The organism is Bradyrhizobium elkanii WSM2783 (assembly GCF_000472865.1).
Classification (GTDB): domain Bacteria; phylum Pseudomonadota; class Alphaproteobacteria; order Rhizobiales; family Xanthobacteraceae; genus Bradyrhizobium; species Bradyrhizobium elkanii_A.
The window spans coordinates 1-22,875 of the sequence record NZ_AXAP01000099.1; the positions used below are offsets into that span (position 1 = coordinate 1).

General features: G+C 60.3%; 23 protein-coding genes and 1 pseudogene. 17 read left to right on the forward strand and 7 right to left on the reverse strand.

Going from position 1 to position 22,875, the window contains the following annotated elements; all coding sequences use genetic code 11:
- Window positions 1-206, reverse strand: a 206-nt coding sequence (locus tag YY7_RS54755; RefSeq protein WP_196237419.1) for a transposase, incomplete at its 3' end; no start/stop codon positions are given.
- A gap of 670 nt (window positions 207-876) precedes the next feature.
- On the opposite strand from YY7_RS54755, the gene YY7_RS61225 reads away from it, so the two are divergent.
- From YY7_RS61225 to YY7_RS0142760, 4 genes are all read left to right on the forward strand, one after another.
- Window positions 877-1,158, forward strand: coding sequence for a hypothetical protein (locus YY7_RS61225; protein ID WP_155255564.1), 282 nt, complete (start codon window positions 877-879; stop codon window positions 1,156-1,158).
- A gap of 87 nt (window positions 1,159-1,245) precedes the next feature.
- Window positions 1,246-1,788, forward strand: coding sequence for a hypothetical protein (locus YY7_RS0142750; protein WP_155255565.1), 543 nt, complete (start codon window positions 1,246-1,248; stop codon window positions 1,786-1,788).
- A gap of 174 nt (window positions 1,789-1,962) precedes the next feature.
- Window positions 1,963-2,346, forward strand: a complete 384-nt coding sequence (locus YY7_RS64860; RefSeq protein ID WP_155255566.1) for a hypothetical protein — start codon at window positions 1,963-1,965, stop codon at window positions 2,344-2,346.
- 148 nt (window positions 2,347-2,494) lie between these two features.
- Entirely contained in the window at window positions 2,495-3,046 is a 552-nt protein-coding gene (locus YY7_RS0142760) for a terminase small subunit (protein WP_028168503.1), read from the forward strand.
- A gap of 207 nt (window positions 3,047-3,253) precedes the next feature.
- Here the strand turns inward: YY7_RS0142760 and YY7_RS59270 are convergent.
- Window positions 3,254-3,890 (reverse strand): annotated as a pseudogene (locus YY7_RS59270) (cation transporter).
- A 342-nt stretch (window positions 3,891-4,232) separates the two neighbouring features.
- On the opposite strand from YY7_RS59270, the gene YY7_RS0142775 reads away from it, so the two are divergent.
- From YY7_RS0142775 to YY7_RS54775, 9 genes are all read left to right on the forward strand, one after another.
- The gene (locus YY7_RS0142775) at window positions 4,233-4,586 is read left to right on the forward strand and encodes a hypothetical protein (RefSeq protein WP_028168504.1); all 354 of its coding nucleotides are present in this window, start codon (window positions 4,233-4,235) and stop codon (window positions 4,584-4,586) included.
- A 104-nt stretch (window positions 4,587-4,690) separates the two neighbouring features.
- Entirely contained in the window at window positions 4,691-5,098 is a 408-nt protein-coding gene (locus YY7_RS0142780; protein ID WP_028168505.1) for a FixH family protein, read from the forward strand.
- Window positions 5,095-6,522, forward strand: a complete 1,428-nt coding sequence (locus YY7_RS0142785; protein ID WP_028168506.1) for an efflux RND transporter periplasmic adaptor subunit — start codon at window positions 5,095-5,097, stop codon at window positions 6,520-6,522. Before YY7_RS0142780 ends, YY7_RS0142785 begins: the two co-directional genes overlap by 4 nt.
- On the forward strand, window positions 6,519-9,704 hold the full coding sequence (locus YY7_RS0142790; RefSeq protein WP_028168507.1) for an efflux RND transporter permease subunit: 3,186 nt from the start codon (window positions 6,519-6,521) through the stop codon (window positions 9,702-9,704). The genes YY7_RS0142785 and YY7_RS0142790 overlap by 4 nt, the downstream gene beginning before the upstream one ends.
- A gap of 69 nt (window positions 9,705-9,773) precedes the next feature.
- On the forward strand, window positions 9,774-10,334 hold the full coding sequence (locus YY7_RS0142795; protein ID WP_028168508.1) for a sigma-70 family RNA polymerase sigma factor: 561 nt from the start codon (window positions 9,774-9,776) through the stop codon (window positions 10,332-10,334).
- A complete protein-coding gene (locus YY7_RS0142800; RefSeq protein WP_028168509.1) occupies window positions 10,331-10,972 on the forward strand; it encodes a DUF1109 domain-containing protein in 642 nt (213 codons plus the stop codon). Before YY7_RS0142795 ends, YY7_RS0142800 begins: the two co-directional genes overlap by 4 nt.
- A 729-nt stretch (window positions 10,973-11,701) precedes the next feature.
- Window positions 11,702-12,529, forward strand: a complete 828-nt coding sequence (locus YY7_RS0142810; protein ID WP_349642711.1) for a c-type cytochrome — start codon at window positions 11,702-11,704, stop codon at window positions 12,527-12,529.
- Window positions 12,530-12,633: 104 nt separating this feature from the next.
- Window positions 12,634-13,245: a class I SAM-dependent methyltransferase gene (locus tag YY7_RS0142815; protein ID WP_028168512.1), complete on the forward strand. Its 612-nt coding sequence runs from the start codon at window positions 12,634-12,636 to the stop codon at window positions 13,243-13,245.
- A 25-nt stretch (window positions 13,246-13,270) separates the two neighbouring features.
- On the forward strand, window positions 13,271-15,415 hold the full coding sequence (locus tag YY7_RS54775) for a heavy metal translocating P-type ATPase (protein WP_245287625.1): 2,145 nt from the start codon (window positions 13,271-13,273) through the stop codon (window positions 15,413-15,415).
- A gap of 484 nt (window positions 15,416-15,899) precedes the next feature.
- On the opposite strand, the gene YY7_RS0142825 is transcribed toward YY7_RS54775, so the two are convergent.
- Together YY7_RS0142825 and YY7_RS54780 are read right to left on the reverse strand one after the other, a co-directional pair.
- Window positions 15,900-16,193 carry a hypothetical protein gene (locus YY7_RS0142825; protein WP_028168513.1) on the reverse strand — a complete coding sequence of 98 codons (294 nt, stop codon included), beginning with the start codon at window positions 16,191-16,193 and terminating at the stop codon, window positions 15,900-15,902.
- Window positions 16,194-16,945: 752 nt separating this feature from the next.
- Window positions 16,946-17,644 carry a recombinase family protein gene (locus tag YY7_RS54780; RefSeq protein ID WP_051397236.1) on the reverse strand — a complete coding sequence of 233 codons (699 nt, stop codon included), beginning with the start codon at window positions 17,642-17,644 and terminating at the stop codon, window positions 16,946-16,948.
- A gap of 262 nt (window positions 17,645-17,906) precedes the next feature.
- Here YY7_RS54780 and tnpA point away from each other — a divergent pair, with 262 nt between their 5' ends.
- The 4 genes from tnpA to YY7_RS54785 are packed head-to-tail and all read left to right on the forward strand — an operon-like array spanning window position 17,907 to window position 20,628.
- Window positions 17,907-18,314 carry an IS66-like element accessory protein TnpA gene (gene tnpA / locus YY7_RS0142835; protein WP_028168514.1) on the forward strand — a complete coding sequence of 136 codons (408 nt, stop codon included), beginning with the start codon at window positions 17,907-17,909 and terminating at the stop codon, window positions 18,312-18,314.
- A gap of 23 nt (window positions 18,315-18,337) precedes the next feature.
- Window positions 18,338-18,658: an IS66 family insertion sequence element accessory protein TnpB gene (gene tnpB / locus YY7_RS0142840; RefSeq protein WP_433994567.1), complete on the forward strand. Its 321-nt coding sequence runs from the start codon at window positions 18,338-18,340 to the stop codon at window positions 18,656-18,658.
- Between the two features lie 45 nt (window positions 18,659-18,703).
- Window positions 18,704-20,356, forward strand: a complete 1,653-nt coding sequence (gene tnpC / locus YY7_RS0142845; protein WP_028168516.1) for an IS66 family transposase — start codon at window positions 18,704-18,706, stop codon at window positions 20,354-20,356.
- Window positions 20,357-20,358: 2 nt separating this feature from the next.
- Window positions 20,359-20,628 (forward strand): hypothetical protein, encoded by a 270-nt coding sequence (locus tag YY7_RS54785; RefSeq protein ID WP_051397232.1) that lies wholly within the window; start codon window positions 20,359-20,361, stop codon window positions 20,626-20,628.
- A gap of 289 nt (window positions 20,629-20,917) precedes the next feature.
- Here the strand turns inward: YY7_RS54785 and YY7_RS62320 are convergent, their stop codons facing one another.
- The 3 genes from YY7_RS62320 to YY7_RS0142865 form a co-directional block, all read right to left on the reverse strand.
- Window positions 20,918-21,802 carry a hypothetical protein gene (locus tag YY7_RS62320; protein ID WP_196237420.1) on the reverse strand — a complete coding sequence of 295 codons (885 nt, stop codon included), beginning with the start codon at window positions 21,800-21,802 and terminating at the stop codon, window positions 20,918-20,920.
- A gap of 545 nt (window positions 21,803-22,347) precedes the next feature.
- Window positions 22,348-22,524 carry a hypothetical protein gene (locus YY7_RS61235; RefSeq protein WP_155255567.1) on the reverse strand — a complete coding sequence of 59 codons (177 nt, stop codon included), beginning with the start codon at window positions 22,522-22,524 and terminating at the stop codon, window positions 22,348-22,350.
- On the reverse strand, window positions 22,521-22,814 hold the full coding sequence (locus tag YY7_RS0142865; RefSeq protein WP_155255568.1) for a hypothetical protein: 294 nt from the start codon (window positions 22,812-22,814) through the stop codon (window positions 22,521-22,523). The genes YY7_RS61235 and YY7_RS0142865 overlap by 4 nt, the downstream gene beginning before the upstream one ends.
- Window positions 22,815-22,875 lie beyond the last annotated feature (61 nt).

Consider the following 22,875-nt stretch of genomic DNA (forward strand, 5'->3'; position numbering starts at 1 on the left):
TCGTAGTTGCTCGTGGCAAGGCGTTCCGCCATCGGCTGAACGCTCTTGCGATCGCCCGGACCGATCAATCCCGCAACATACAGAGGACACATCCGCTGCCGGGTCTTATGACCCAGCCGGTCCAAGAACGGCATCAGCCAGCGTTCGAGTTCGTCTTCCCATCCCGGCATGGTCAGCCCTCCAAGAGCCGACCACCCATGAATCATTGAAAAATTGATTCGGGAATCCTATAAAACGCGGCAAAATCAACAATCTGCCAAAGTAGTGCTAGTCCCAACCCGACGAGCAAAATCGTCATGTGGACAACCAACCAATCGGGAATGTGCTTCGGAGAGTCCCCGATCATACGCACATCGTGCCAAGCGATGACGTCGGCTCCTATGATCCAACTCACACAGCCCCTCCGGTACAGCTAACCAGCACCGCGTACCGCTCCGTCACATCGCCCATCGCGTTCAGCCATACAGCACGAGGGACAGGGAGTAGGGCAAGGGCCCTCCAGCACCAACGCGTCAGCCGCGATCAGCACCGTGAGAAGCCCGCATCTGCCCGCACTGTCGATGGCCGCTGTTCGGGGCAGCGAGCACGGCGCACGGACCACGCCGGCGGCTCCAGCCTTACTGAGCCAGTAATTCGGAAGCCTGTTTGTCTGGAAGAGGCTCGCCGCTAGGGGAAAGTAATCCCGAATGACGCTTTCGCAGGAATTGATATGGCAATTTCTCGCGTTCAGCCCGATGGAATGGGTGAGGGGTCATTGCGGCAATTGGGCAATGAATTGGGCCGGCAAACTCGGTCTCAATCGCCGGGAGGTGCTACGGATGGTCAATCCCGACCTCAGCGAAACAATGAGACGTAATCCGAGCGAACAGCAATTGAATGAGCGACGCGCAATCAGCAATTCGCAATTTCAATTCAGCAATTCGCAATTTCAATGAAGCTCTTGCATTCGCCCGCAATATCAATGCTCCGCAATCAAGGAAACGCCGCTCCGACATTAGAGCAACAGAGCAATCATTCATCGAACAATTGGCGAGCACAATCTGCGGCGGCGGAAATCTAGGCCTAGGTGATAGCAAACCTCAATCGCGCTTTGCTTTACCGCAGGAATTTGCAAACGCCCCGAGCATGGAAAACTGCCAGAAAGGATTTCAATGTTAAACCCATCAATAGCGGCGCCCAAGTATAGCGCGCCTATCGAAGCCGACGCCCAAGCTGTGATCGGGATAGTTCAAAAGGAGTGAAGAAATGGCGACGCAACGACTCTGGGTACTGGTTGAAGGCCCTGGACCTGGTGACTCCGAGTTTTTGGGTCGCTGGCTGCTGGCAGCAGTTGAAGCTGATCGAGTGCTAATGGACCAATTCAGAACGAAGCCCACGCTCAAACAACAGATCAGTAGGATTGAGATCGCCCACGAATTTTCCTTCTCGCCGGCAGCTACCAAGTGCCTCGAGCTTCTCATGAAGAACCTGACTTGTTTCTCGCTGTCGATGTTTGATGAATGGGGCGAGGTTTTTACCGTAATGGCCGAACTCGGCTTCTTTTGCTTAACCGGTGACCGCTACCAGATGACCGTTCCGCAAGCGATCATTGGATCAAAAATCGAAGCCGCTCTCCTAAGGCTCGCGGCTACCGAAGATCAGCAGTATTACCTACATCCGGAGCAACTCGTCACTTGCCTCGGGAAACAGGACGCCCAAAACTGGCAACTCAGGCTAGAACATCTACCATGGATGCAGCGGGTCGCGGATCGTGCGCTTCTTTTGGGAGAGCCTATCCTACAAGAGTAGGCACTGCCTTCAACAACCCTCTTATTCGGCAACTGTCTCCAGACAGAAATGGGACAGTCGAACAGGCGAGGTTTCGCGCCCGCGGGTCGGGCGGGTTGAAGGTTGCGGCCTTCAGCAAATCGGCACCGAGAAGCCGCGGATTCGTAACCTGCCCGCAAGAACCTTTCTGTCGAATTGGGTGATCTTTTTGTCCTTGCAACCTCAGCGTTGAGCGCCGAATTTAGCGACGGCGGAATGCTGGCAATGAGCCATATCTTTTCTCTGAGGGGTTGTTCTCACAGCGATCATTGCTTCTTACTCCGCGATCTTCACGAATCCCTGCCGGACGAGCTGTATCGTTCTCGCCATGGCGTCGATGTTGTTAACCTGGATGGCTGGAAGCAAGTCCTCGTTTCCCCAACCGTGGGACTTTGCGGTCGCACCGCAAAGTTTGACCTTCATACCGCGCTTTTGCAGATCGGAAATGAGCCCCTTCTAGGGATTGCCTGTCGTGATGTTGCGGTCTGCATTGCGAGTTATCAAGACTACGGGGTGATTGTGATGGGGCCTACAATCTAATCCGCGACGGATAGGGTGGCGCACTTAGGCAAGCAAATTAGCGCCTGCGGATGTCATCCCAATCATTGAAGATTTGTAAGGCTGTTTTCGGTAACGTCTTCTTGCGGTAAAGGCTGCTTCCGGCACGACTTACTACGGTGAACGATCCATGCCGATCCTTAAGAACCCCAAACATGAGCGCGTCGCACAGGAGCTTGCCAAAGGACGCTCTGCTGCTCAGGCGTACATTGAGGCAGGCTACAAAGCCAATAGGCACAACGCCTCCGCTCTAGCCCGGACGCAACCCATTGAAACCCGGGTTTCGGAGCTGCTTGAAAGGCGCGAAAGGGCGGATGCGAAAGCGACCGAGAAGGCCGTGGAGAAGCTGGCGCTGTCCAAAGAGTGGGTCATAGGCAAGCTGATCGAGAACGTTGAGCGTGCGCTTCAAGCCCGGCGCGTGGGTGGCGAAGAGGGGAAAGAGCAGGGCGAATACCAGTACCAGGGAAGTGTCGCGAACCGCGCGCTGGAACTGCTTGGCAAAGAGCTGGGCATGTTCATTAACCGCAAGGAGGTCGGCACGCCGGGCGAGTTCGAAAGTATGACGGACGAAGAACTTGAAGCCTGCATTGCAGAGCTTATGCCCGGCGGAAAAGCTGAAGCTCGGGAGCGCGAAGGATCGGGAACTACGCCGCTCAAAAAGGGAGTGCGAAAGCCTCACTGAGTTCTGAGGCAAGCGTCCCATGAGCCCAACGAGCGTGATGACGAGTCCGAAAGGCTCGGCCATTTTGGTGGACGAATCAGATTCGACGTCATCGTCCCACTCGGGCAATGAGCGGCGAGGTCGCGTGCTTGGTTGGCCAGGCCCGGTGGGTACTTACGGCCTCACCGGGCCGCATGATTTGGCGGCCTTATGTTGTCGCCTTGTTTCTCACTCAGCCGGAACGCTGACCGGATGGCGCAATTCCGCAAGAGATTGGCGAAGAATTTGGAATGCAGAGGACAGGAATAGTCCGGCCATCAACGCGGCAACTATGAGATCGGGCCACTTGGACGCTGTGAGCCATACGGCGCCTGCAGCAACCATAACTGCAACGTTGCCGATGGCATCATTGCGTGAGCAGAGCCAAACGGACCGCACGTTGGCGTCGCCATCCTTGTATTTCATCAGCAACAGCACGCTGAGGATGTTCGCAGCAAGGGCGAGAAAACCAATCGCGCCCATCAATTCGGCCCGCGGAACGCCCAGAACAAGTACGTAATACGCGGTCGACCCAAAGACCCACACACCCAAGGAAAAGCGTGAATCCCTTAAAAAGGGCTGCCTTGGCCCGAGTGGCCGCCGCCGTCCCGATTGCTGCAAGCGTGATCCCGTAGGTTAGGGCATCGCCTAAAAAGTCCAACGCGTCGGCCTGCAGCGCGTTCGATCTCGCCAGATGACCGCCTGCTGTTTCGAGGAGAAACATGCCTGCGTTGAACGCGATTACGGCCCATAGCCGTCGCTTGTAGTCGGGGGAAAGGCCCTCGAACTTCGCATCGCTGCCGCAACAGCCACCGCAACTGGCCATGCCAACCTCCGTCGCCCCTATGTGGGCCGATTTGATGCTACACAATCACCTCAGATACGTTTGTCAGTACGAGGGTCGCCTAGCCATCCTCGTCCGGATGCACCCACGAATGGAGCAGGAGGATGCCGAGGTCGTCGAAGCTCGGTAGGCACAAGACAGTCCGTTTGAATTCGGGGGCGGCGGTTTAGCGTAGGCAAGCACCCTGTCTGTCAGGGCGCCTTTACGAGGCGCCTAGCGCGCAGGGTCTGGATTGACCCCGACAACCCGAAACTGTCGCACGGACTGGTACCTCGCAGAGAAGTGAACGCAAGCGGCCGCCTCATTGTGGGAATGTGCCACCCCATGGACGCGCCGCGATTCCTGCATTTCCTATTTGCCTCGCTGATCTCGATCGGATTGGCGATCGCGCCCTTTGCCGGCTCAGCGGCGGCGGTACACGCGGCGTCCGACGTCGGCATGGCGCAAATGGCGGACATGTCTGGCGACATGCCGTGCTGTCCCGAAAAGCAGAAGCAGAACGACTGTCAGGACTGCCCATTGCTTGCGATCTGCATGGCCAAGGTGATGCGGATCGAGCCCTCGAATGACTTGCCGGTTCACTTGGCCAGTTCACGGACCCTTCGACCTCTCGACGAGCCGGCCGTCGCCAGTTTGATGCGGCCCCCTCCGGACCACCCACCTCGAACCATCGTCTGACCGGCGATACGCGCCGGATTGCTGCACTTGCGCGCCCTCCGGGGGGCGAGCACGTCGTCGCACGCCGCCCCGGCGGCTCATAAGACATTCGAGGAAAAGAACACATGAAGACTTCCACTGCCGCGCGTGCGCTCGCCGCCGCGCTCGTCGGCCTTTCGATCGCTGGCGCGCCGAAGTTCGCCTTTGCCGACATCAAAGACTATGAATTCCAGCTCGTCGAGCCGACCGTCCAGGCTGGAGCCGACAAGGTCGTCAGCGTTCGGCTGGTGAACAACAAGACCGGCAAGCCGGTACCGGACGCCGTCATCTTCGCGACCCGCCTGGATATGGGTCCCGACGGCATGCAGGAAATGGCGACCAAGGTGACGCCAGTGCCGGGGACGGAGCCAGGAACTTACCGGTTCAAGGCGAACTTCAGCATGGAGGGGCGCTGGCAGCTTTCGCTCGGTGCAAAGGTCCAGGGTGAGACCGGCACAGTCGAGAGCAAGCTCGTCATCACGGCGCGGAAATGACCCGCGGCGCCACCATAGCCACCACCGCCGTGGCGTTGATCGCTGCGGCGGGCGTCAGCTTTGCCGTCGGCGTGGAGCGGCTCGCCACGATGGCGCACGCGGCGGCGGATGGCCGCGCGGCGATCTACTATCAGGACCCGGACGGCAAGCCCGCATATTCGCTGACGCCAAAGAAGACGACGGACGGCCGCGATTATCGTCCCGTTCCCGCCGGTGCGGACGTCAGTTTCGACGATCCTGCACCCGCCGCGCCAGCACCGACGGCCAGCGCCGAACGCAAGATCAAATATTACCGCAACCCGATGGGGCTGCCGGATACGTCGCCGACGCCGAAGAAGGACTCGATGGGGATGGACTACATCCCCGTCTACGAAGGCGAGGATAGCGACGACGGGTCGATAAAGCTGTCACCTGGAAAAATCCAGCGCACCGGCGTCAAGTCCGAGTCTGTGGGGCGCAGGGTGATCCACACGATTGTCCGTGCTCCGGGGACCATTCAGCTCGACGAGCGGCGCGTTTCGGTCATCGCGATGCGATCCGAAAGCTTCGTCCTGAAGGTCGCCGACGTCACCACCGGGTCGCACGTCGTCAAGGGCCAGCCCTTGATGGAGGTGTATAGCCCCGCGATTTCATCCGCGGCCGCCGAGTACCTCGCGACCATCACATCCAAGACGACCAGCGGCAACACTTCGTACAGCCAGGGATCGCGGCAGAGGCTGGTGAACCTCGACGTTCCGGAGGCCGTAATCGCGGCTATCGAAAAAAGCCGAAACGTTCCGACCTCCATACAGTGGACCGCTCCGCGCGACGGCATCGTTCTGGAGCGGAGCGCGGTGGAGGGAATGCGCGTCCAGCCGGGCGGTGTCCTGTTCAGGATCGCCGATCACTCGGTGATCTGGGCACTGATCGACGTCGCCGAGCGCGACCTTGGCGAGATATCGCTTGGTCAACGTGTCACCGTGAGGGCCCGAAGCTTTCCCGGACGCGACTTCCCGGGAAAGGTCGACGTCATCTACCCGGAAATCAACAAGGAAACACGCACGGCCCGCATTCGTGTCGAACTGCAAAATCCGGACCTCGTGCTGCTTCACGACATGTACGTCGATGCCGCAATCGACACGGGAAGTTCCGAGCCCGTGCTTGCCGTTCCCGACAGCGCTGTACTCGACAGCGGCAGTCGCCAGGCGGTTCTGGTTGACAAGGGTGAGGGCCGGTTCGAGCCGCGAGAGGTGAAGCTCGGCCATCGCGGCGGCGGCTATGTCGAAATACGCGACGGCCTCAACGAAGGCGAAGCGGTCGTGACCTCGGCCAACTTCCTGATCGATGCGGAGAGCAACCTCAAGGCGGCGCTGAAGGGCTTTTCCGCAGCAGGCAGTGTGCACGACACATCATCGTCCACCAGCGGCATGGGGGGCCGGCCATGATCGCCCGCGTCATCGCCTGGTCGGCACGCAACCTCTTGCTGGTGCTGTTCGGCACCGGCTTTGCCGCCGCGGCCGGGCTCTACGCGCTGCTGCACCTGCCGCTCGATGCCATCCCGGACCTCTCCGATACCCAGGTGATCGTCTACACGGAATATCCGGGCCAGGCGCCGCAGGTGATCGAGGACCAGATCACCTATCCCCTGACAACCGCGATGCTGACGGTGCCGAAATCGAAGGTCGTGCGCGGTTTCTCATTCTTCGGCGTCTCCTTCGTCTATGTGATCTTCGAGGACGGCACGGACATCTATTGGGCGCGCTCGCGGGTTCTCGAATTTCTCAACGCCGCGGCCGCGCGGATCCCGGCCGGCGTGACGCCGACCATCGGCCCGGACGCGACCGGCGTCGGCTGGGTCTACCAATACGCCGTGATGTCGAAGGAGCTGAACCTCGCCGAGACCCGCGCGATCCAGGACTGGAATCTCAAATTCGCCCTCGCCAAGGCCGAAGGCGTGGCCGAAGTCGCAAGCGTCGGGGGTTTCGTCCGGCAGTACAACGTCATCCTCGATCCGCAGCGCATGCGCGACCGCGGCATCACCATGCAAAGGATGCGCGAAGCGATCCGCGCAAGCAATGCCGACGTCGGCGGCCGCACCGTCGAGCTCTCGGAATTCGAGTACGTCATCCGCGGCAAGGGCTATCTTAAGAGCATAAACGACCTCGGCAACATCGTGCTGAAGGTGAGCGACGGCACGCCAGTGCTCTTGCGCGATGTCGCACGGGTCGAACTTGGCCCGGACGAGCGGCGCGGCATCACCGAGCTCAACGGCGAGGGCGAGGTTGCCGGCGGCATCGTCCTGCAACGCTTTGGGGTCAACGCGCTCGACGTCATCGAGAACGTCAAAAAGCGTTTCAAGGAGATCGCCAGCAGCCTACCGAAATCAGTCGAGATCGTGCCGGTCTATGACCGTTCTAACCTGATCTATGCGGCCATCGACACGCTCAAGCACACCCTGTTCGAGGAGAGCGTCGTCGTCGCGCTAGTCTGCATCATCTTCCTGCTACACGTCCGCAGTGCGCTGGTCGCAATCCTGATGCTGCCGGTCGGCGTGCTGATGGCGTTCGGCGCCATGAAGCTTCTGGGAATCGGCTCCAACATCATGAGTCTCGGCGGCATCGCGATCGCGATCGGCGCGATGGTGGATGCCGCCATCGTCATGATCGAGAACGCCCACAAGCATCTCGAGCGGGCCGAGCCCGGGCAGTCGCGCGTCGCGATCCTAATTGATGCCGCCGCCGAAGTCGGGCCAGCGCTGTTCTTCAGCCTGTTGATCATCACCGTTTCGTTCATGCCGATCTTCACGCTGGAATCGCAGGAGGGCCGGCTGTTCAGCCCGCTCGCCTTCACCAAGACATTTGCGATGGCGGCCGCTGCGCTGCTGTCGGTCACGCTCGTGCCGGCGCTGATGGTGATCTTCGTCCGCGGCAAGATCGTCCCGGAGCACAAGAATCCGATCAACCGCTTCCTGATCTGGATCTACCGTCCCGTCATCAAGGGCGTATTGCGCGCCAAGACGCTTGTTGTGCTGCTTGCCCTCGCGATCCTCGCCGCGAGCATGTGGCCGGCCCGCCAGCTCGGCACCGAGTTCATGCCGAACCTGAACGAGGGCACGTTGCTCTATATGCCGACCACGCTGCCCGGCATCTCCGTCACCAAGTCCGCTGAGCTGATGCAGACCCAGGACCGCATCATCCGCTCGTTTCCGGAAGTCGCGTCCGTCTACGGGAAAGCCGGACGCGCCGCGACCGCCACCGATCCGGCGCCCTCGGAAATGTACGAGACGGTGATCAATCTCAAGCCGAAGCAAGAATGGCGCCCGGGCGTCACGGTCGACAGCCTGATCGCGGAGATGGACAAGGCGCTGCAATTCCCCGGTGTCTCCAACGCCTGGACCATGCCGATCAAGGCCCGCATCGACATGCTCTCGACCGGCATCCGCACGCCTGTTGGCGTCAAGGTGATCGGCACCGACCTTGTCGAGATCGACCGTCTGGCCAAGCAGATCGAGCAGGTCCTCAAAGCGGTGCCGGGGACGTCGTCGGCCTATGCCGAGCGCGGCATCGGCGGCTATTATCTCGAGATCACCCCGGACCGCACGGCGCTCGCGCGCTACGGCATCATGGTCCAGGACGTGCAGGATACGATCGCGACCGCGCTGGGCGGACAGACGGTGACGACGACGGTCGAGGGCCGGCAGCGCTTCACCGTCAACATGCGCTATCCGCGCGATCTCCGCGACAATCCGAAAGCGATCGGAAGCGATATCCTGGTGCCGATGCCGGCGGGCGGCGCGGTGCCGCTCGGCGAGGTCGCGACCATCCAGCCGGCGCGCGGGCCGACTTCGATCCGCACCGAGAACGGACAGCTTGCGACCTACATCTATGTCGACATCCGCGACCGCGACCTCGGCGGCTACGTCGCCGACGCCCAGCGTGCGGTGCAGGCCAGCATCCAGTTTCCGCCGGGGTATTATGTGATGTGGAGCGGCCAGTACGAATATCTCGAGCGCGCGACGGCCCGCCTGAAGATCGTCGTGCCGGCGACGCTCGTGATCATCTTCCTGCTGCTCTACCTCAACTTCCGCTCCGTCACCGAGACCATGATCGTCATGCTGTCGCTGCCGTTCGCGCTGGTCGGCGGCCTCTGGCTGATGTGGTGGCTCGGCTTCAACCTCTCGGTCGCCGTCGCCGTCGGCTTCATCGCGCTCGCGGGCGTCGCCGCCGAGACCGGCGTCGTGATGCTGATCTATCTCAGCCAGGCGCTGGCCGAGATCAGGGAACGTCGCGCCGCCGAGGCACGCGCGTTGACCCGATCAGACCTGCGCGATGCCATTATGGAAGGCGCGGTCGAGCGCGTGCGGCCAAAGATGATGACGGTGGTCGCGATCATGGCCGGCCTGCTGCCGATCATGTGGAGCACCGGCACCGGCTCCGAAATCATGCAGCGGATCGCGGTGCCGATGATCGGCGGCATGGTCTCCTCGACCCTGCTGACGCTGATCGTGATCCCCGCGATCTTCGGATTGGTGAAGGGATTGGGGCTGAAGAACGAGGACGATTTATCGACGCCGGCGCCGCCTATCGCCCCTGAGGCACCGCGAACTGCTTCGGAGCTGGTCAAATGAGCGAAGTTGGGCCCGCTGCAAAGACTGTAACCAAACCCACCGTTTCGCCGAACTAACGAGATAGCAGGCATGACGCGCCTCGAACCCGAACTCAAGGCGCTGATGCTTGCGAGCCTGGACGGTAACGCGGCGTCGCACCGCGCACTGCTCGACCGGCTGAGCCGTCGGTTGCGTGCCTATTACAAGGCAAGGCTCGCCGCGGTCGGCAGAGGGATGGCGGAAGCCGAAGATCTGGTCCAGGAAGCGATATTAGCGATCCACCTTAAGCGGCATACCTATGATCCGCGGGAACCGCTCACACCTTGGGTGCATGCCATTGCGCGCTATAAGCTGATCGACTTTCTGCGTCGGAACCGCGCCTCACTGGCTGAGGTTCCGATCGACGAGGCGGATGAGTTTTTGGCGGCGCATGATGACAATGCGGATGCCGAAAGTTCCTATGATATCCGGCGGCTGATGCATCGGCTGCCGGAAGGCATGCAGTGTGCGATTGAGGCCGTGAAACTCGACGGGCTGAGCGTCGCCGAAGCTGCGAGAAGATGCGGCCAGTCGGAGTCAGGCGTAAAAGTCAATATTCACCGCGGGCTCAAAGCGCTTGCTGCGTTGATTGCTCGGGAAACCCGAACATGAAGACCGACGACCTGGTAGCACTTCTCAGCACGAATCTGGAGCCGGCTGACCGCAATGTGGTCGTTCGTGCGGTCTATATGGCGGTTGCCGGCGGGGCTGTCGCGACCCTCGCCATTGCTTTTGCCGGCCTGGGCTTCCGCCCCGACCTGACGACAGGCCGCGCGCTGATCTATCTCGCGATCAAGCTGGCTTTCGCGATCGGGGTCGTCGGTCTCGCGACGATCTATCTGACGCGGCTGGCGCGCCCCGGTGGGGAGCGAAGGACGTCGCGCTTCCTTATCGCCGCGCCGTTCCTCATCATTGTGGCTCTCGCCGCAGTCAGTCTTGGGTTCGCACCCCAGGCGCATTGGGAGCAGATGATCGCAGGTGACCAATGGCTGGAATGCCTCCTCTCCATTCCGATCATTGCGATCGTTCCCTTTGCCGTTTCAATTTGGGCCGTGCGCAAGGCAGCACCTACGAATCTCGTGCGCGCGGGCGCTTTCGCCGGTCTCGTCGCGGGGGGCGTGAGCGCGATGGCTTACGCACTCCACTGCACGGACGATTCGCTGCCGTTCATTGCGCTCTGGTACGGTGGAACGATTGTGCTGTGCACCCTCGCGGGTGCGGCACTGGGGCCGCGGCTGTTGCGTTGGTGAGCAACTTGTTGGGTCGATTTCACGTCGCTGTGAGGATGTAACCGGCTGAAATTTGGCTTCGAACTCACGGTTAGAAGCGCGCATTTTGGTGCTTCCAACATCGTGGAGCCGGGACATGTCAACCAGACACCTTCGCACTCTTTCTCTCTTGTTGCCGCTCGTGGCGTTTTCTGCAACCGCGCATGCGGGATCAACCATTACCGACAAGAGCTATTGGCCGAACGAGGCCAGGCAAAGCAGCCCGATCAGGGCGGTCCCGCAAACGGGTCCGTATGCTGCGTTCGCCTACGATCGAGCAGGATCACGTTTTGGGGCCGCCGCCACCCTCGAATCGGGGCCGCAATACCAGGGCGGCCCGAAGGGCCGCTGATATCTGCACATGACGTTGCGGATCGGCAATGACGTCCGCAATGCCAATCGCGTTAGCCTTCATCGCAAACAGGAAAGGGTATTCCCATGACCTTGAACCCTGACAACGTCGTTACGGACCGAAATTCAACGAGCGCGACGCTGAGTAGCTTTTTCGTTCGCTGCCGGATGCCGCTGTATCTCGTCCTCGCCGCGGCAACTTCCCTGAGCGTCGTCTGGAACTGGAATTGGCTGACGGGAGCCGAGGTATTTCGCATCATGGCAGCGCTGCCGTGCACGTTCATGATGCTGATGTGTATGAGGCGCGCGTCTTGTAGGTAAACTCAAGGCCGCTTTGCGCCGCATGTCCGAGGTGAGATCATGATGGACAACTTGATGCCTGGGATGATGTGGGGCATGGACCTCATCTGGTTGCTCGTCGTGATCGTCTTGATCCTTGCGGCGGCCGCATTGATCAAATACCTCCGTACGGCGGAGCAAAGGTCGGCGATGAACAAGCTCGTCATCGCCGCGCTCTCGACGGTCGCTCTGCTTTCTTCCGCACTTGGCGAGCCCAGCGACGCTGCAAGAGGCGAGCACGACTTTCGCGCATGTGCGCCATGCCATTCGCTTGAGCCCGATCGCAACATGACAGGTCCCAGCCTTGCCGGTCTGTGGGGGCGCAAAGCCGGGTCGCTGCCGAGTTTCGAGCGCTATTCAGATGCGCTCAAATCCTCCGGCATTATCTGGGACGACCGCTCGCTCGACGGATGGCTGACGGATCCCGGTCGTATGGTGCCCGGCAATGAAATGCCCTTCAACGGCATCCAGGACGCCGGCGCGCGCGGCGACCTCCTCGCTTTTCTGAAGGAGGCAACCCGGCCGGGTGCCGCGCCGCAACAGACAGCGCAAGAAGGAGGCACGGGCGGGATGATGGGCGGCGGTCCTGCCCCAAATTTGAAAAGCCTGGAGTTGAACATGCAGGTGAAGGCGATCACCTATTGCCACGAGACCTATCGAGTGACGACGGCCGATGGCAAGATACATGCTTTCTGGGAACGTAATCTGCGCCTGAAGACAGACTCCGGCAAGGATGGTCCGCAAACTGGCGCGCCGGCCCTGGTGCCCGCTGGGATGATGGGCGACCGGGTAGATGTGATTTTTGCGGCCCCCGGAGAGATCAGCAAGATAATCGAACCGCGGTGCTGAGCGCCCGTCAGTTGCTGAACTCTCAAGAGGATCCAGCGCGGACTGGCCGCGCAAACTATCGTCAATGGCCGAAAGCTTTAACCTACAACAGCCAGGAGCGATCGATGGGTTTCTACAACGATATCATCCTGCCGAGGCTTTGCGATCTTGCGATGCGCAACAAGCAACTCCTGCCTTTCCGCGAACGCGTGATCGGCGCCGCCGAAGGCCGCGTGCTGGAGATCGGCGTGGGCTCGGGCCGCAACCTGCCGTTCTATCGATCGCCCGTGAAAGAAATACTGGCCCTCGAGCCTTCTCCGAAGCTTGTCGCCATGGCTCGCGGAGCAGCGGATTCGGGCGTGCCCGTCCATTTCTTAGAAGTTTCTGCTGAAAGCATTCCGCTCGACGATGGCACCATCGATACCGTGGTGACGACCTGGACCTTATGTTCGATTCCGCAGGCCGCCACGGCACTGGCGGAAATGAGGCGCGTCTTGCGACCGGGCGGCAAGCTCCTGTTCGCCGAGCACGGCCTGGCGCCCAGTGAGAGCGTGCGTTGGTGGCAGGACAGCTTGACGCCGGCATGGCGACGTATCAGCGGCGGCTGTCATCTCAACCGGCCGATCCGCTCCATGATCGAGGACGCAGGATTCGGCATCGAGCGGATCGAGACCGGCTATATACCCGGGCCGAAGCCTATGACTTTCATGTACGAAGGCAGCGCGCGGCCGCAGTAGCACCGAAGAAAGTCCGGATACGGCGGTGAAAGATGAGGACAACATGGATCACGCTCACACCCATGAGCATCTGCATCAACAGCCACACCGAGCGCGCGAACATTCCGCCGCCGGGATAGCAGGCGCAATGCATGCACATGCCGGACATGGCGATCATGGAGCGATGGTGGCCGATTTTCGCCGCAGATTTTGGCTATGCCTTGCACTGACGCCACCTGTTCTGTTGCTGTCGCCGATGATCCAGCACGGGCTGGAGCTGGGCGATGCGCTCAGGTTTCGCGGCGATGGTCTCGTGCTCTTCGCGCTTGCGACGGTCGTGTATGTTTATGGCGGCAGGCCGTTCCTGACCAGCTTCTTGCCTGAACTCAGGAACCGCGAGCCGGGCATGATGACGCTCATCGCGGTCGCGATTTCGGTCGCCTTTTTCTATTCAGCGGCGGTGACTTTCGGCCTTCAGGGCGAGCCCCTTTACTGGGAAGTGGTGACGCTCATCGACGTCATGCTGCTCGGCCATTGGCTCGAGATGCGTTCGGTCATCGGAGCATCGCGCGCCTTAGAGGAATTGGTCCGGCTGCTGCCGGACGCTGCCCTGAAGCTCGATGCGCAAGGTAATATGCAGGAAGTTCCGGTTAGCTCCTTGCAGTCGGGTGATCGGCTGCTCATCCGGCCAGGCGCAAAGATTCCAGTCGACGGCGCGATCACGGAAGGAGAATCCTCTTTCAACGAGGCAATGTTGACGGGAGAGTCCGTTCCCGTCTTGAAGAAGCCCGGAGATCTCGTAATCGGCGGCGCCATAAACGGGTCTGGCGCGGTGACGATCGAAGTCAGGGCCACGGGCGAGAAGACCTATCTTTCGCAGGTCATCGAGATGGTCAAGCAGGCTCAGGCGAGCCGTTCGCGCACCCAGGACGTCGCCAACCGCGCCGCGGGCTGGCTGACATACATCGCCCTGATCGCCGGCTTCGGTTCATTGGGCTTTTGGTTGCTCGCCGGCCAACCCTACGAATTCGCCGTCGAGCGCATGGTGACCGTGATGGTCATAGCCTGTCCGCATGCACTCGGGCTTGCCGTGCCGCTGGTCGTCGCCGTCAGCACAACGCTCAGCGCCGGAAACGGTCTGCTGATCCGCGAGCGGGCTGCCTTTGAAAGGGCGCGCGATCTTACGGCGGCGGTATTCGACAAAACCGGGACTTTGACGGAAGGCCGGTTCGGCGTGAGTGACATCGCCGTACTGGCGAATGGAAACGAGGCAGAGGAGCTGCGCTTCGCCGCATCTGCCGAAAGCCAGTCCGAACATCCGATCGCGCAAGGTATCGTGGCGGCTGCAAAGGAACGCGGCATCGCCGTTCCTCGTCCGGCCAACGTCCGCGATATCACGGGTGAAGGGATCGTCGCCGTCGTGGAAGGACAGGAGGTCGGCGTCGTCAGCCCTGGATATCTCATAAGGCTAGGCCGGATCATAGACGATCCGCGTCTGCGTGAACTCCAGGCGCAAGGCAAGAGCGTCGTGGTCTTGCTTCGCGCTGGCGAACCGCGCGCACTATTCGCGCTGGCCGACATCGTGCGACCGGAATCCCGGGAGGCGGTGGCCCAACTAAAGAAGCTTGGAATAAGTCCGATCATGCTGACCGGGGACGCGGAAGGAGTCGCTAAGGCTGTTTCCGCCGAACTCGGAATCGACGAATACATTGCGGAGGTACTGCCCGATCAGAAGGCCGCAAAGATCAAGCAACTGCGTGACCGCGGCTTGCGCGTTGCCATGATCGGCGATGGCATCAACGATGCTCCCGCACTTGTCGAGGCCGATCTTGGAGTCGCGATCGGCGCGGGCACGGATGTGGCGGTGGAATCCGCTGATGTGGTGTTAGTCCGAAATGATCCGAGAGACGTGGCCGCGATCCTCGGCCTGTCCCGCGCAACTTACGCGAAAATCGTGCAAAACCTGATCTGGGCGACCGCTTACAATGCGGTTGCCATCCCCATGGCGGCCGGTATCACCTTCGGTACCGGTTTCATGATGACGCCCGCGCTTGGGGCAGGCCTTATGTCGGCGAGCACAATCATCGTGGCCATCAACGCACAACTGCTTCGGTTCTATCGAAAGAAAATTGAACTCACCCGCCCTCCGGCGCTGATGACAACTCGTGCGTCGTACGTGAAAGCGCGGTAATCCCCGATAGAATCGAACTGTGGTCCTTTCCGAACATCATCGAGATGCGGCGCAAACTGTATTGAGAGAATAAAAGGCGGACGGTCGCCTATGCGTCCTTGCGTCTGTCGTTGCGATTGATCGTACGATCTTCAGGAACTTAATACGACACTGCCAAACGGACAAAGTGTGATCCGACGTGCCACTGATCCCCGGCACAATTCCCATTGTCACTTGATGTTCCGGCCAAGCAATGAAAGGCAGGGCCACTTTGGTGAGGGTGTCAGTTGCGACGTGGTCCGTTAGTCACCGCTCTACTCGAGCAACGAGCGGCGGGGTCGCGTCTTTGGTTGGCCACGCCAGGAAAAATAAACCTATCCAGCAGGCAAGATTTAAGAGGATAAAGAGGCTGAGGAGAGAACGGCGGCTCATTTGCGATCCCAAATTCCGAGGTAGCCTTTGATCTCGAGTGGCTCGTCACAGAGATCAGGACGCTCCGTAGCGTTCAGTCGACTTTCCTGGGCGAATAGATGCCAGACGCGCTCGCGATGCCGGGCACGGTGCGCTCGGGGACGTGCGAGGCGAGAAGCTCGGCGACTCGGCTGAGGTGGCCGAGGTCATCACCGTTCCGTCCGCCGGTGCGTTGGATCTCGAACCGCGAGGTGGTTTTCTGGCGCGCCAATATGCTGGCGGCTTTCCGCAGAGCCTCGCCCATGTCCGCCGCGTTGACGAGACCGACGAGTTCGCGCTCGCCCTCAGTGGTGTCGAAGAACTTGTAGGTAAATAGTTCGGGGGCCATTGTCGCCCTCCTAGTCCAGGGACTGCCGATTGCAGAGCGGCCGATGCGCCACGGCGCAAAAGTCGTTACCGTGTGTTGCAGATGACCTCTGGCCCGAGACGCTGACAGCGCGTCGTCGTGGACGGCGGTGAGGCGGCTGACGCCGCAATCCCAACTCCGGCCGCAGCAATTCCAAGCCTATGGGCGTGCCGTGCTTCGCGCGTTTGCTGCTGGATCAGCCGGCAATTCGAATATTCCGGCGTTCCGAATCGGGCGCCAATTGACTGGCAATGGGCGTCATCCTGCTGGGCAAGCTTTTCAGGACCAGCGATGGCGTCGCCGACAATTGAGCCGGCGCACGCCCCAAGCGTTGGGGCGAGCCCAACGAGGACGGAGAATACCAAGATCCGCAAATTCAGCCCTCTGCACTGAACCGGCTGGTGCCGGGTGGTTGAAATTCAGCAGCAGAGGTGCTGACCCCCAATATTGCCACCGCACCGGGAGCGACCCGGTGTTGCTACTAGTGGGTATTTTTGGAGCCACCCGGCGTAAGCCGTTTTACCTCTGCTGCCTTCTCTGCGCATCAGCGGATTTCACGCCACCAATGCGACGGCGGAACCTATTTGAGTAATTTGCCGGCGTAAAGCCAGCCACGGGAACTTGATCTGTGAGCTACCGTTGCTAATCGCGCTCGGAAACGAGGTGTGGTCGATCTTGTGCGACCCAAATTGTCGCCATCCCGCCGCTGACCAAAGAGTAGGACCAGCGCGCGGTCAAGACATTCGCTTCCGTCGACGTCCACGCTTCGCCTCTACGCCATTAGTCGCGCGGCCTGCGAGTCTATCCAGCATCGAGGCCACAGCGGAGGCGGAATAGGCTTTTCCGCGCGGCGTGGTGAACCCCTGAGATGCAAGCTCAGTGGAGATCTGGCGCAATGATAGCCGCGGACGCTGCTCACTCAACTCGCGGGCGCACCTCACCAGCTCGGGCTCCTTCTCGGCATAGGTCTTGCGGCCTTCTACTTTGCCGACCTCTTTCCGCTTGCGGTCTCGCGCCGCCCGCAACTTCGCGACCGTTGTGGCCTTGTCGAATTGCGCTATAGCGCCCAGAACCTGTCGGACGAGCACCGCTGTTGGCGTATCCTCAACGAAAAAGTCCGGGGCGCTGGCGGGAACCAGCATCACGCCGAGTCGCTTCAAGTAGTCATGGCCGGCGAGCTGCACGGCCAAGTCGCGGGCGAAGCGATCTGGGCTTTCAACGATGATTGTGCGGACGCCGTTGCTGGCGATCCGATCGAGCATAGCCGAGAAGCCAGGACGCGCTGTGACCGGATCGGCGCCCCTAACAGCAGCATCATAAAACCAATCAACGATCTCGTAGCCAGCCGCCCTAGCGTAGCCTGCGATGGCTGCCCTTTGGCGGCGTTCGCTGTCCTTACCCTCGCCAACGTTTGCGGCGCTGCTGGTCCGCATATAGGCCACCGCTTCAACAAGTTTCTTTCGTTGTACCAAGATGTTACCGCTATTTTGTACTGAATTCTTGAGAAAACAGTACAGCAGGCGGGGGATTTCCTCAAGGTACGGTCAGCATGCGAGGTCGTCTGCTCGATCGGCAGATCAGAGGGGTTGGCCCCCCTTGGCGAACCGATCCACGAACTCGGCAGCGCGTCGGTCGGTAAGCCTCCGAGAAAAGGCGCCTTGCGGCGAGCCGACCTGATGGTTGAGAACTGTACGTATGGACAGCCATACAATCAGTGCGCTGAATCGACTTGAAGTGGTTGAGACAGGCCGGCGGCGGCGCTGGTCTGAAGAGGAGAAGGCGCGGATTGTTTTGGAAAGCCTGTCCGAGCCGCGCCTCGTTGCGGCGAGGGCGCGGCAATACGGCTTATCGCGTTCTCTGCTGGTGACTTGGCGAAGGGCCTTCGCTGCGAACCGGACCAAATCCGAGACTGCCTTTGTCAGGGCGGTTGTGGCTGAAAGTGAGCCTGTGGCGTCGCCGGCAGTTCCATCGCGGAGCGTGGCGGCACATTCAACCGAACGTCGGGTAGAGATCGAGCTGACTGGCGGGAGGCGCGTTATTGTCGACTCCGGCATCGACGTTGCGGCACTTCGCCGGATCATCGAGGCTCTGGATCGGCGATGATTCCGGTTCCTACGGGAGTTCGAGTGTGGTTGGCGGCAGGCCATACCGACATGCGCAAAGGCTTCGCCTCATTGTCGTTGCAGGTGCAAGAGGTGCTGCACCGCGATCCGCTGAGCGGTCATTTGTTCTGCTTCCGCGGACGCCGGGGTGATCTTTTGAAGGTGATCTGGCACGATGGCCAGGGAGCATGCCTGTTTACGAAGAAACTGGAGAGAGGTCGTTTTATATGGCCATCGCTGGGGGACGGCGTGGTGTCGATCTCGCAGGCGCAGATGAGCTATCTCTTGTCCGGCATCGACTGGCGCAATCCCCAAGAGTCCTGGCGTCCCACGAGCGTGGGCTGAGAGTTTGTCGTTTGAATTTGCCGGCGAATGTGATTCCATCTGGTTATGGACTCCAGCGCCGACGAGCTGCCGCCTGATCTTGCCGCCGCGCATGCAATGATCCTGGCCGAGCGCGCGGCCAGGCTTGCGGCGGAGACCAAGCTTGCCGAAGCGGCCAACGTTCAGGCGAAGCAATCGAGTGCCGAAGCGCTGATTGCCCACCTCAAGCTCGAGATCGAGAAGCTACGGCGGACGCTTTATGGCACGCGCTCGGAGCGGTCGGCGCGACTGCTCAATCAGCTGGAGCTTGAGCTTGAGGAGCTCGAGGCGGCCGCCACTGAGGATGAACTCGCCGCCGAGAAGGCGGCGGGGAAGACACAGACGGTACGTTCGTTTGAGCGCAAGCGGCCCGTTCGCCAGCCCTTCCCCGACGATATCGAGCGAGAACGCGTGGTCCTTCCGGGCCCGACGCAATGTCCCTGTTGCGGATCGGCCCGGCTGTCGAAGCTCGGCGAAAGCGTGACCTCGACGCTGGAAGAGATCCCGCGCCGGTTCAAGGTGATCGACACGGTGCGGGAGAAGTTCAGTTGCCGGGATTGCGAGACGATCACGCAGCCGCCGGCGCCGTTCCATGCGACGCCACGGGGCTATATCGGACCTCAGCTTCTGGCCACCATCCTGTTCGATAAATTTGGGCAACATCAGCCGCTAAACCGGCAGAGCCAGCGCTTTAAATGCGAAGGGATCGACCTGTCGGTCTCGACGCTGGCGGACCAGGTGGGCGCGGGAGCCTTTGCGGTTAGGCCGATCTTTGAACTGATCGAAGCCTATGTGCTCTCCGCCGACAGGCTCCATGGTGACGACACCACGATCCCGATCCTGGCGAAAGGCAAAGCAGATACCGGCCGGATTTGGACCTATGTCCGCGACGATCGGCCATTCGGCGGGCGAGATCCGCCGGCGGCGCTGTTTTACGCCTCACGTGATCGGCGCGGCGAGCATCCCACACGGCATCTTCAGAACTTCGCCGGTATCCTGCAGGCCGACGCCTATAGCGGGTTCAATGCTCTCTTCGATCCCGGACGCAAGGCGTCGCCGGCGACGCCCGCCTTCTGCTGGGCACATGGCCGAAGGGCGTTCTTCGAACTGGCCGATATCGCCCAGAACGCGCGCCGCGGACGATCGGCGACGGCGATCTCGCCCATTGCGCTGGAAGCGGTTCGTCGGATTGACCAGCTGTTCGAGATCGAGCGCGAGATCTACGGGCTAAGCGCTGAGGAGCGGCTGCGGATCCGCCAGGAGAGAAGCGCCCCGCTGCTCACCGATTTTGAGGCCTGGCTGCGGGCGGAATCTGCCCGGCTCTCCCGTTCTTCCAACGTGATCAAGCCGATCAACTATCTGCTCAACCGGTGGGATGGCTTTGCCCGCTTTGTCCATGACGGAAGGATCTGCCTGACCAACAATGCGGCCGAACGAGCGCTGCGCGGTTTTGCCCTGGGAAGGAAGGCATGGCTGTTTGCCGGTTCTGATCGTGGCGCCGATCGGGCCGCCGTGATGGCGACGCTCATCATGACGGCGCGTCTCAATAACATCGACCCCAAAGCCTGGCTCGCCGACGTCCTCGCTCGTATCGCCGACATGCCGCAAAGCCGGCTGCACGAGTTATTGCCGTGGAACTGGACGCCTATCACGTCGACATCCTCCGCTCAGGCGGCGTAGCCATGCACGTCAATAAAGTTCATGCCGTCTTCACAATACGTCGCGTCGCAAACGACCTCGGCGAAGATGAGGACTGGCTCTGGGACGTGGCCAACGGAATGGACACAGAGGATGGCGTCATCTGGGTTTATGGCACAGGTGACGACAGCGTCATGGCGTTCACCGACTTCGGCATCGAAAACCTGATGGAGCTCATCAGGATGCACAAGGAAAAACGGAAAAACCCGAACTCCTCAAGCGGTGAAATCACTGATCCGCTGTGCGCGGCTTAGCTCGGATGGATACGTCGGTCGAGCCGCGCGCGGTTTTTCACCCGCCAAAATTTCTTTGGGCGATCCCGACTGTTTGTCTTGCGACCGCTGACCATCCAACTCCGTCGGCACATAGCACATGACGCTCCGGCCGGCGGCTCGATAGTGCGTACTTCGCTGCGTGATTGAAAAGGACGGCCGTGACAGCGGTTTAGGCCCTGCGATTTCTTTGTCGTCGCTTAGCACGCGCACCACGGCAGAGCAGAGCTACGGATGAGCGACGATTATCACCACGAACTGCGCAGCCAGCTTAACGACGCAGCCAGTCAAGGGGAATTGGCTCGTCCAGGCGGTGGTGAGCATTAGCCTTAAAAATCTTAAAACACTCTTCTTGGAAGCGCGCAATAGCAGGCGACAAATCTACTGCGTCCACTGAGATAGTTCCTGTGCTGGTGTTATACGAGAACCGAGATCTCGCCGATTTCAAGATGGCCCAAAATTTCGTATTCTGATCAGCGAATTTAGGATTTAACAGCACTATTCCGGTTGCGTACGCATCGCTTGCGTAAGGCACCAAAAAGGTGAAATCCGCCGGCTCGTTTGAATCCGCCCATGCTGTAAAACTAAAATAGGGGGGAGGTTCGGCTTCGGGGCGCCCAGTAGTCGAGCGGGGATCAAAAACTCTTATAAAGGCCATGTACGTGATTGTGGCGTCGGAACACCTGACGGCAAGATCCCCCGTATCGGAGTGAAGCGTGATCACCGTGAGCACGGTGTCCTTTTTGGTGATAGTCCAATCGCCAAAGCGGCCTAAAGTGTCAGAGCCTTCCGGTGCCCACGCTTGCGAATCTAATGGATTTCCAGGATTCACTGTGACGTCGCCTGTCACTTCTCTGCTGGAGCCTGGTTGTTCGGATGTTTCCTTAGGCCACTCCAACAATGATTTCGAAAGCCCGGGCTTGCCTTCGTACCAGCATTTTCGTCCATCGATGAGACGATAGGACCACCATTGCCCGTGCGTATTTGATGGCACCGCGACACTGCATTGTTGTTTCGCCTGCACGGTTGTCATCCCAATCGATGATAACGCTGCAATGCATGCGGCCAGAACAATGGATGGAAACAGCTTCCCGATTTTGACCGCTGAGACACTACCTCGTTGATGCAACCGACTTAAAGCGTGTTGATCAGTCATCGCGTCTTACTCACTAAACCCAATTGCCGCGGACCGCGAAGATAAGAAAATCAAGCCTCTTTTTCGAGACATCCCGATTAAGTTTGCCCATATGGAACCTGAGCGAATGGAGGTGCGGACAAAGGCTTTTTGGGACGGGACGCCGTTGATTGGTTCATCGATCTCAGCGCATCGGAGATCAAAGCCCTCGTGCTCTGCGTTCGCGGGCGAACGTCGCGCAATGCGCCACGCCGTTCAACTTAGTCCGCGAATGCCGGTTCTAGTCCGCGAATGCCGGTTCCGCCATGCCTGCTCCGATATTCGAGGCGCTTCTCGTTGGCGCTAGCCATTGGACGGCAAGCGGCGCGCGGGCCTGCAAGGCGAGTGCGCCGGAACCTACTGGGAGGCCAACAGGGCGACCAAGCCAGGAAGACGTCACGTCCGGTAGTATCTAAGCGCAGTTCTTTACCTTGCTGCGAAAGCGACCGAATTGCTGCGCAGCAGCGAAATGATGCAAGGGTGAAGAGCGTCGTCCTTTCCAATAGACGGCGGCCCTTCGACTTCCGCTATGCTTTGATAGCGACCGAGATCGCGCGGCGGTGCAATATGTCGCGAAGGGCCAAAACCGGAATTACTCTGATCTGCACCCAGCCGGCGCGCTCAGCGTCAATGACAGCCTGCCTGCGCTCTCGTTCCCCCTCTTGGAAGTCCCGCTCGCGGCGGCGCTTGTTGTATGCGGTCATTTTTCTTCTCCATCGAGCGTGGCAAGCAGGCCACGGCAAACGGGACAGGTAACTACCAAATCCTCAGCGTAGAAGGCGCCATCTGCCGGCACGTCCTTGCCGCATAATGTCCAGAACACTCGCTCGCCAGGATGGATATCGGCGCCTTCGCAGGCGTGCACAACATCGTGCTCGTCGCGCCAATAGATCGGCTCGCCGTCGACGGTGCGGAAACTCGCGGCGGGTTCTGGCTCCAACCACTCACCACGTCCGCTCGAGTTTTCGATTTCCTCTTCAAGTATCCGACGCATATTTTGCTCCGTTTTTCTCAGCGCTGCCGCTTGGCCGCGATCAGCGCGAGGCGGGGCTGGT

Coding starts and splice junctions, on each gene's coding strand:
- YY7_RS61225 (WP_155255564.1), top strand. CDS start 877: ATGAGCGACGCGCAATCAGCAATTCGCAATTTCAATTCAGCAATTCGC.
- YY7_RS0142750 (WP_155255565.1), top strand. CDS start 1,246: ATGGCGACGCAACGACTCTGGGTACTGGTTGAAGGCCCTGGACCTGGT.
- YY7_RS0142760 (WP_028168503.1), top strand. CDS start 2,495: ATGCCGATCCTTAAGAACCCCAAACATGAGCGCGTCGCACAGGAGCTT.
- YY7_RS0142775 (WP_028168504.1), top strand. CDS start 4,233: ATGGACGCGCCGCGATTCCTGCATTTCCTATTTGCCTCGCTGATCTCG.
- YY7_RS0142780 (WP_028168505.1), top strand. CDS start 4,691: ATGAAGACTTCCACTGCCGCGCGTGCGCTCGCCGCCGCGCTCGTCGGC.
- YY7_RS0142785 (WP_028168506.1), top strand. CDS start 5,095: ATGACCCGCGGCGCCACCATAGCCACCACCGCCGTGGCGTTGATCGCT.
- YY7_RS0142790 (WP_028168507.1), top strand. CDS start 6,519: ATGATCGCCCGCGTCATCGCCTGGTCGGCACGCAACCTCTTGCTGGTG.
- YY7_RS0142795 (WP_028168508.1), top strand. CDS start 9,774: ATGACGCGCCTCGAACCCGAACTCAAGGCGCTGATGCTTGCGAGCCTG.
- YY7_RS0142800 (WP_028168509.1), top strand. CDS start 10,331: ATGAAGACCGACGACCTGGTAGCACTTCTCAGCACGAATCTGGAGCCG.
- YY7_RS0142810 (WP_349642711.1), top strand. CDS start 11,702: ATGATGGACAACTTGATGCCTGGGATGATGTGGGGCATGGACCTCATC.
- YY7_RS0142815 (WP_028168512.1), top strand. CDS start 12,634: ATGGGTTTCTACAACGATATCATCCTGCCGAGGCTTTGCGATCTTGCG.
- YY7_RS0142825 (WP_028168513.1), bottom strand. CDS start 16,193: ATGGCCCCCGAACTATTTACCTACAAGTTCTTCGACACCACTGAGGGC.
- YY7_RS54780 (WP_051397236.1), bottom strand. CDS start 17,644: ATGCGGACCAGCAGCGCCGCAAACGTTGGCGAGGGTAAGGACAGCGAA.
- tnpA (WP_028168514.1), top strand. CDS start 17,907: ATGGACAGCCATACAATCAGTGCGCTGAATCGACTTGAAGTGGTTGAG.
- tnpC (WP_028168516.1), top strand. CDS start 18,704: ATGGACTCCAGCGCCGACGAGCTGCCGCCTGATCTTGCCGCCGCGCAT.
- YY7_RS54785 (WP_051397232.1), top strand. CDS start 20,359: ATGCACGTCAATAAAGTTCATGCCGTCTTCACAATACGTCGCGTCGCA.
- YY7_RS62320 (WP_196237420.1), bottom strand. CDS start 21,802: ATGACTGATCAACACGCTTTAAGTCGGTTGCATCAACGAGGTAGTGTC.
- YY7_RS61235 (WP_155255567.1), bottom strand. CDS start 22,524: ATGACCGCATACAACAAGCGCCGCCGCGAGCGGGACTTCCAAGAGGGG.
- YY7_RS0142865 (WP_155255568.1), bottom strand. CDS start 22,814: ATGCGTCGGATACTTGAAGAGGAAATCGAAAACTCGAGCGGACGTGGT.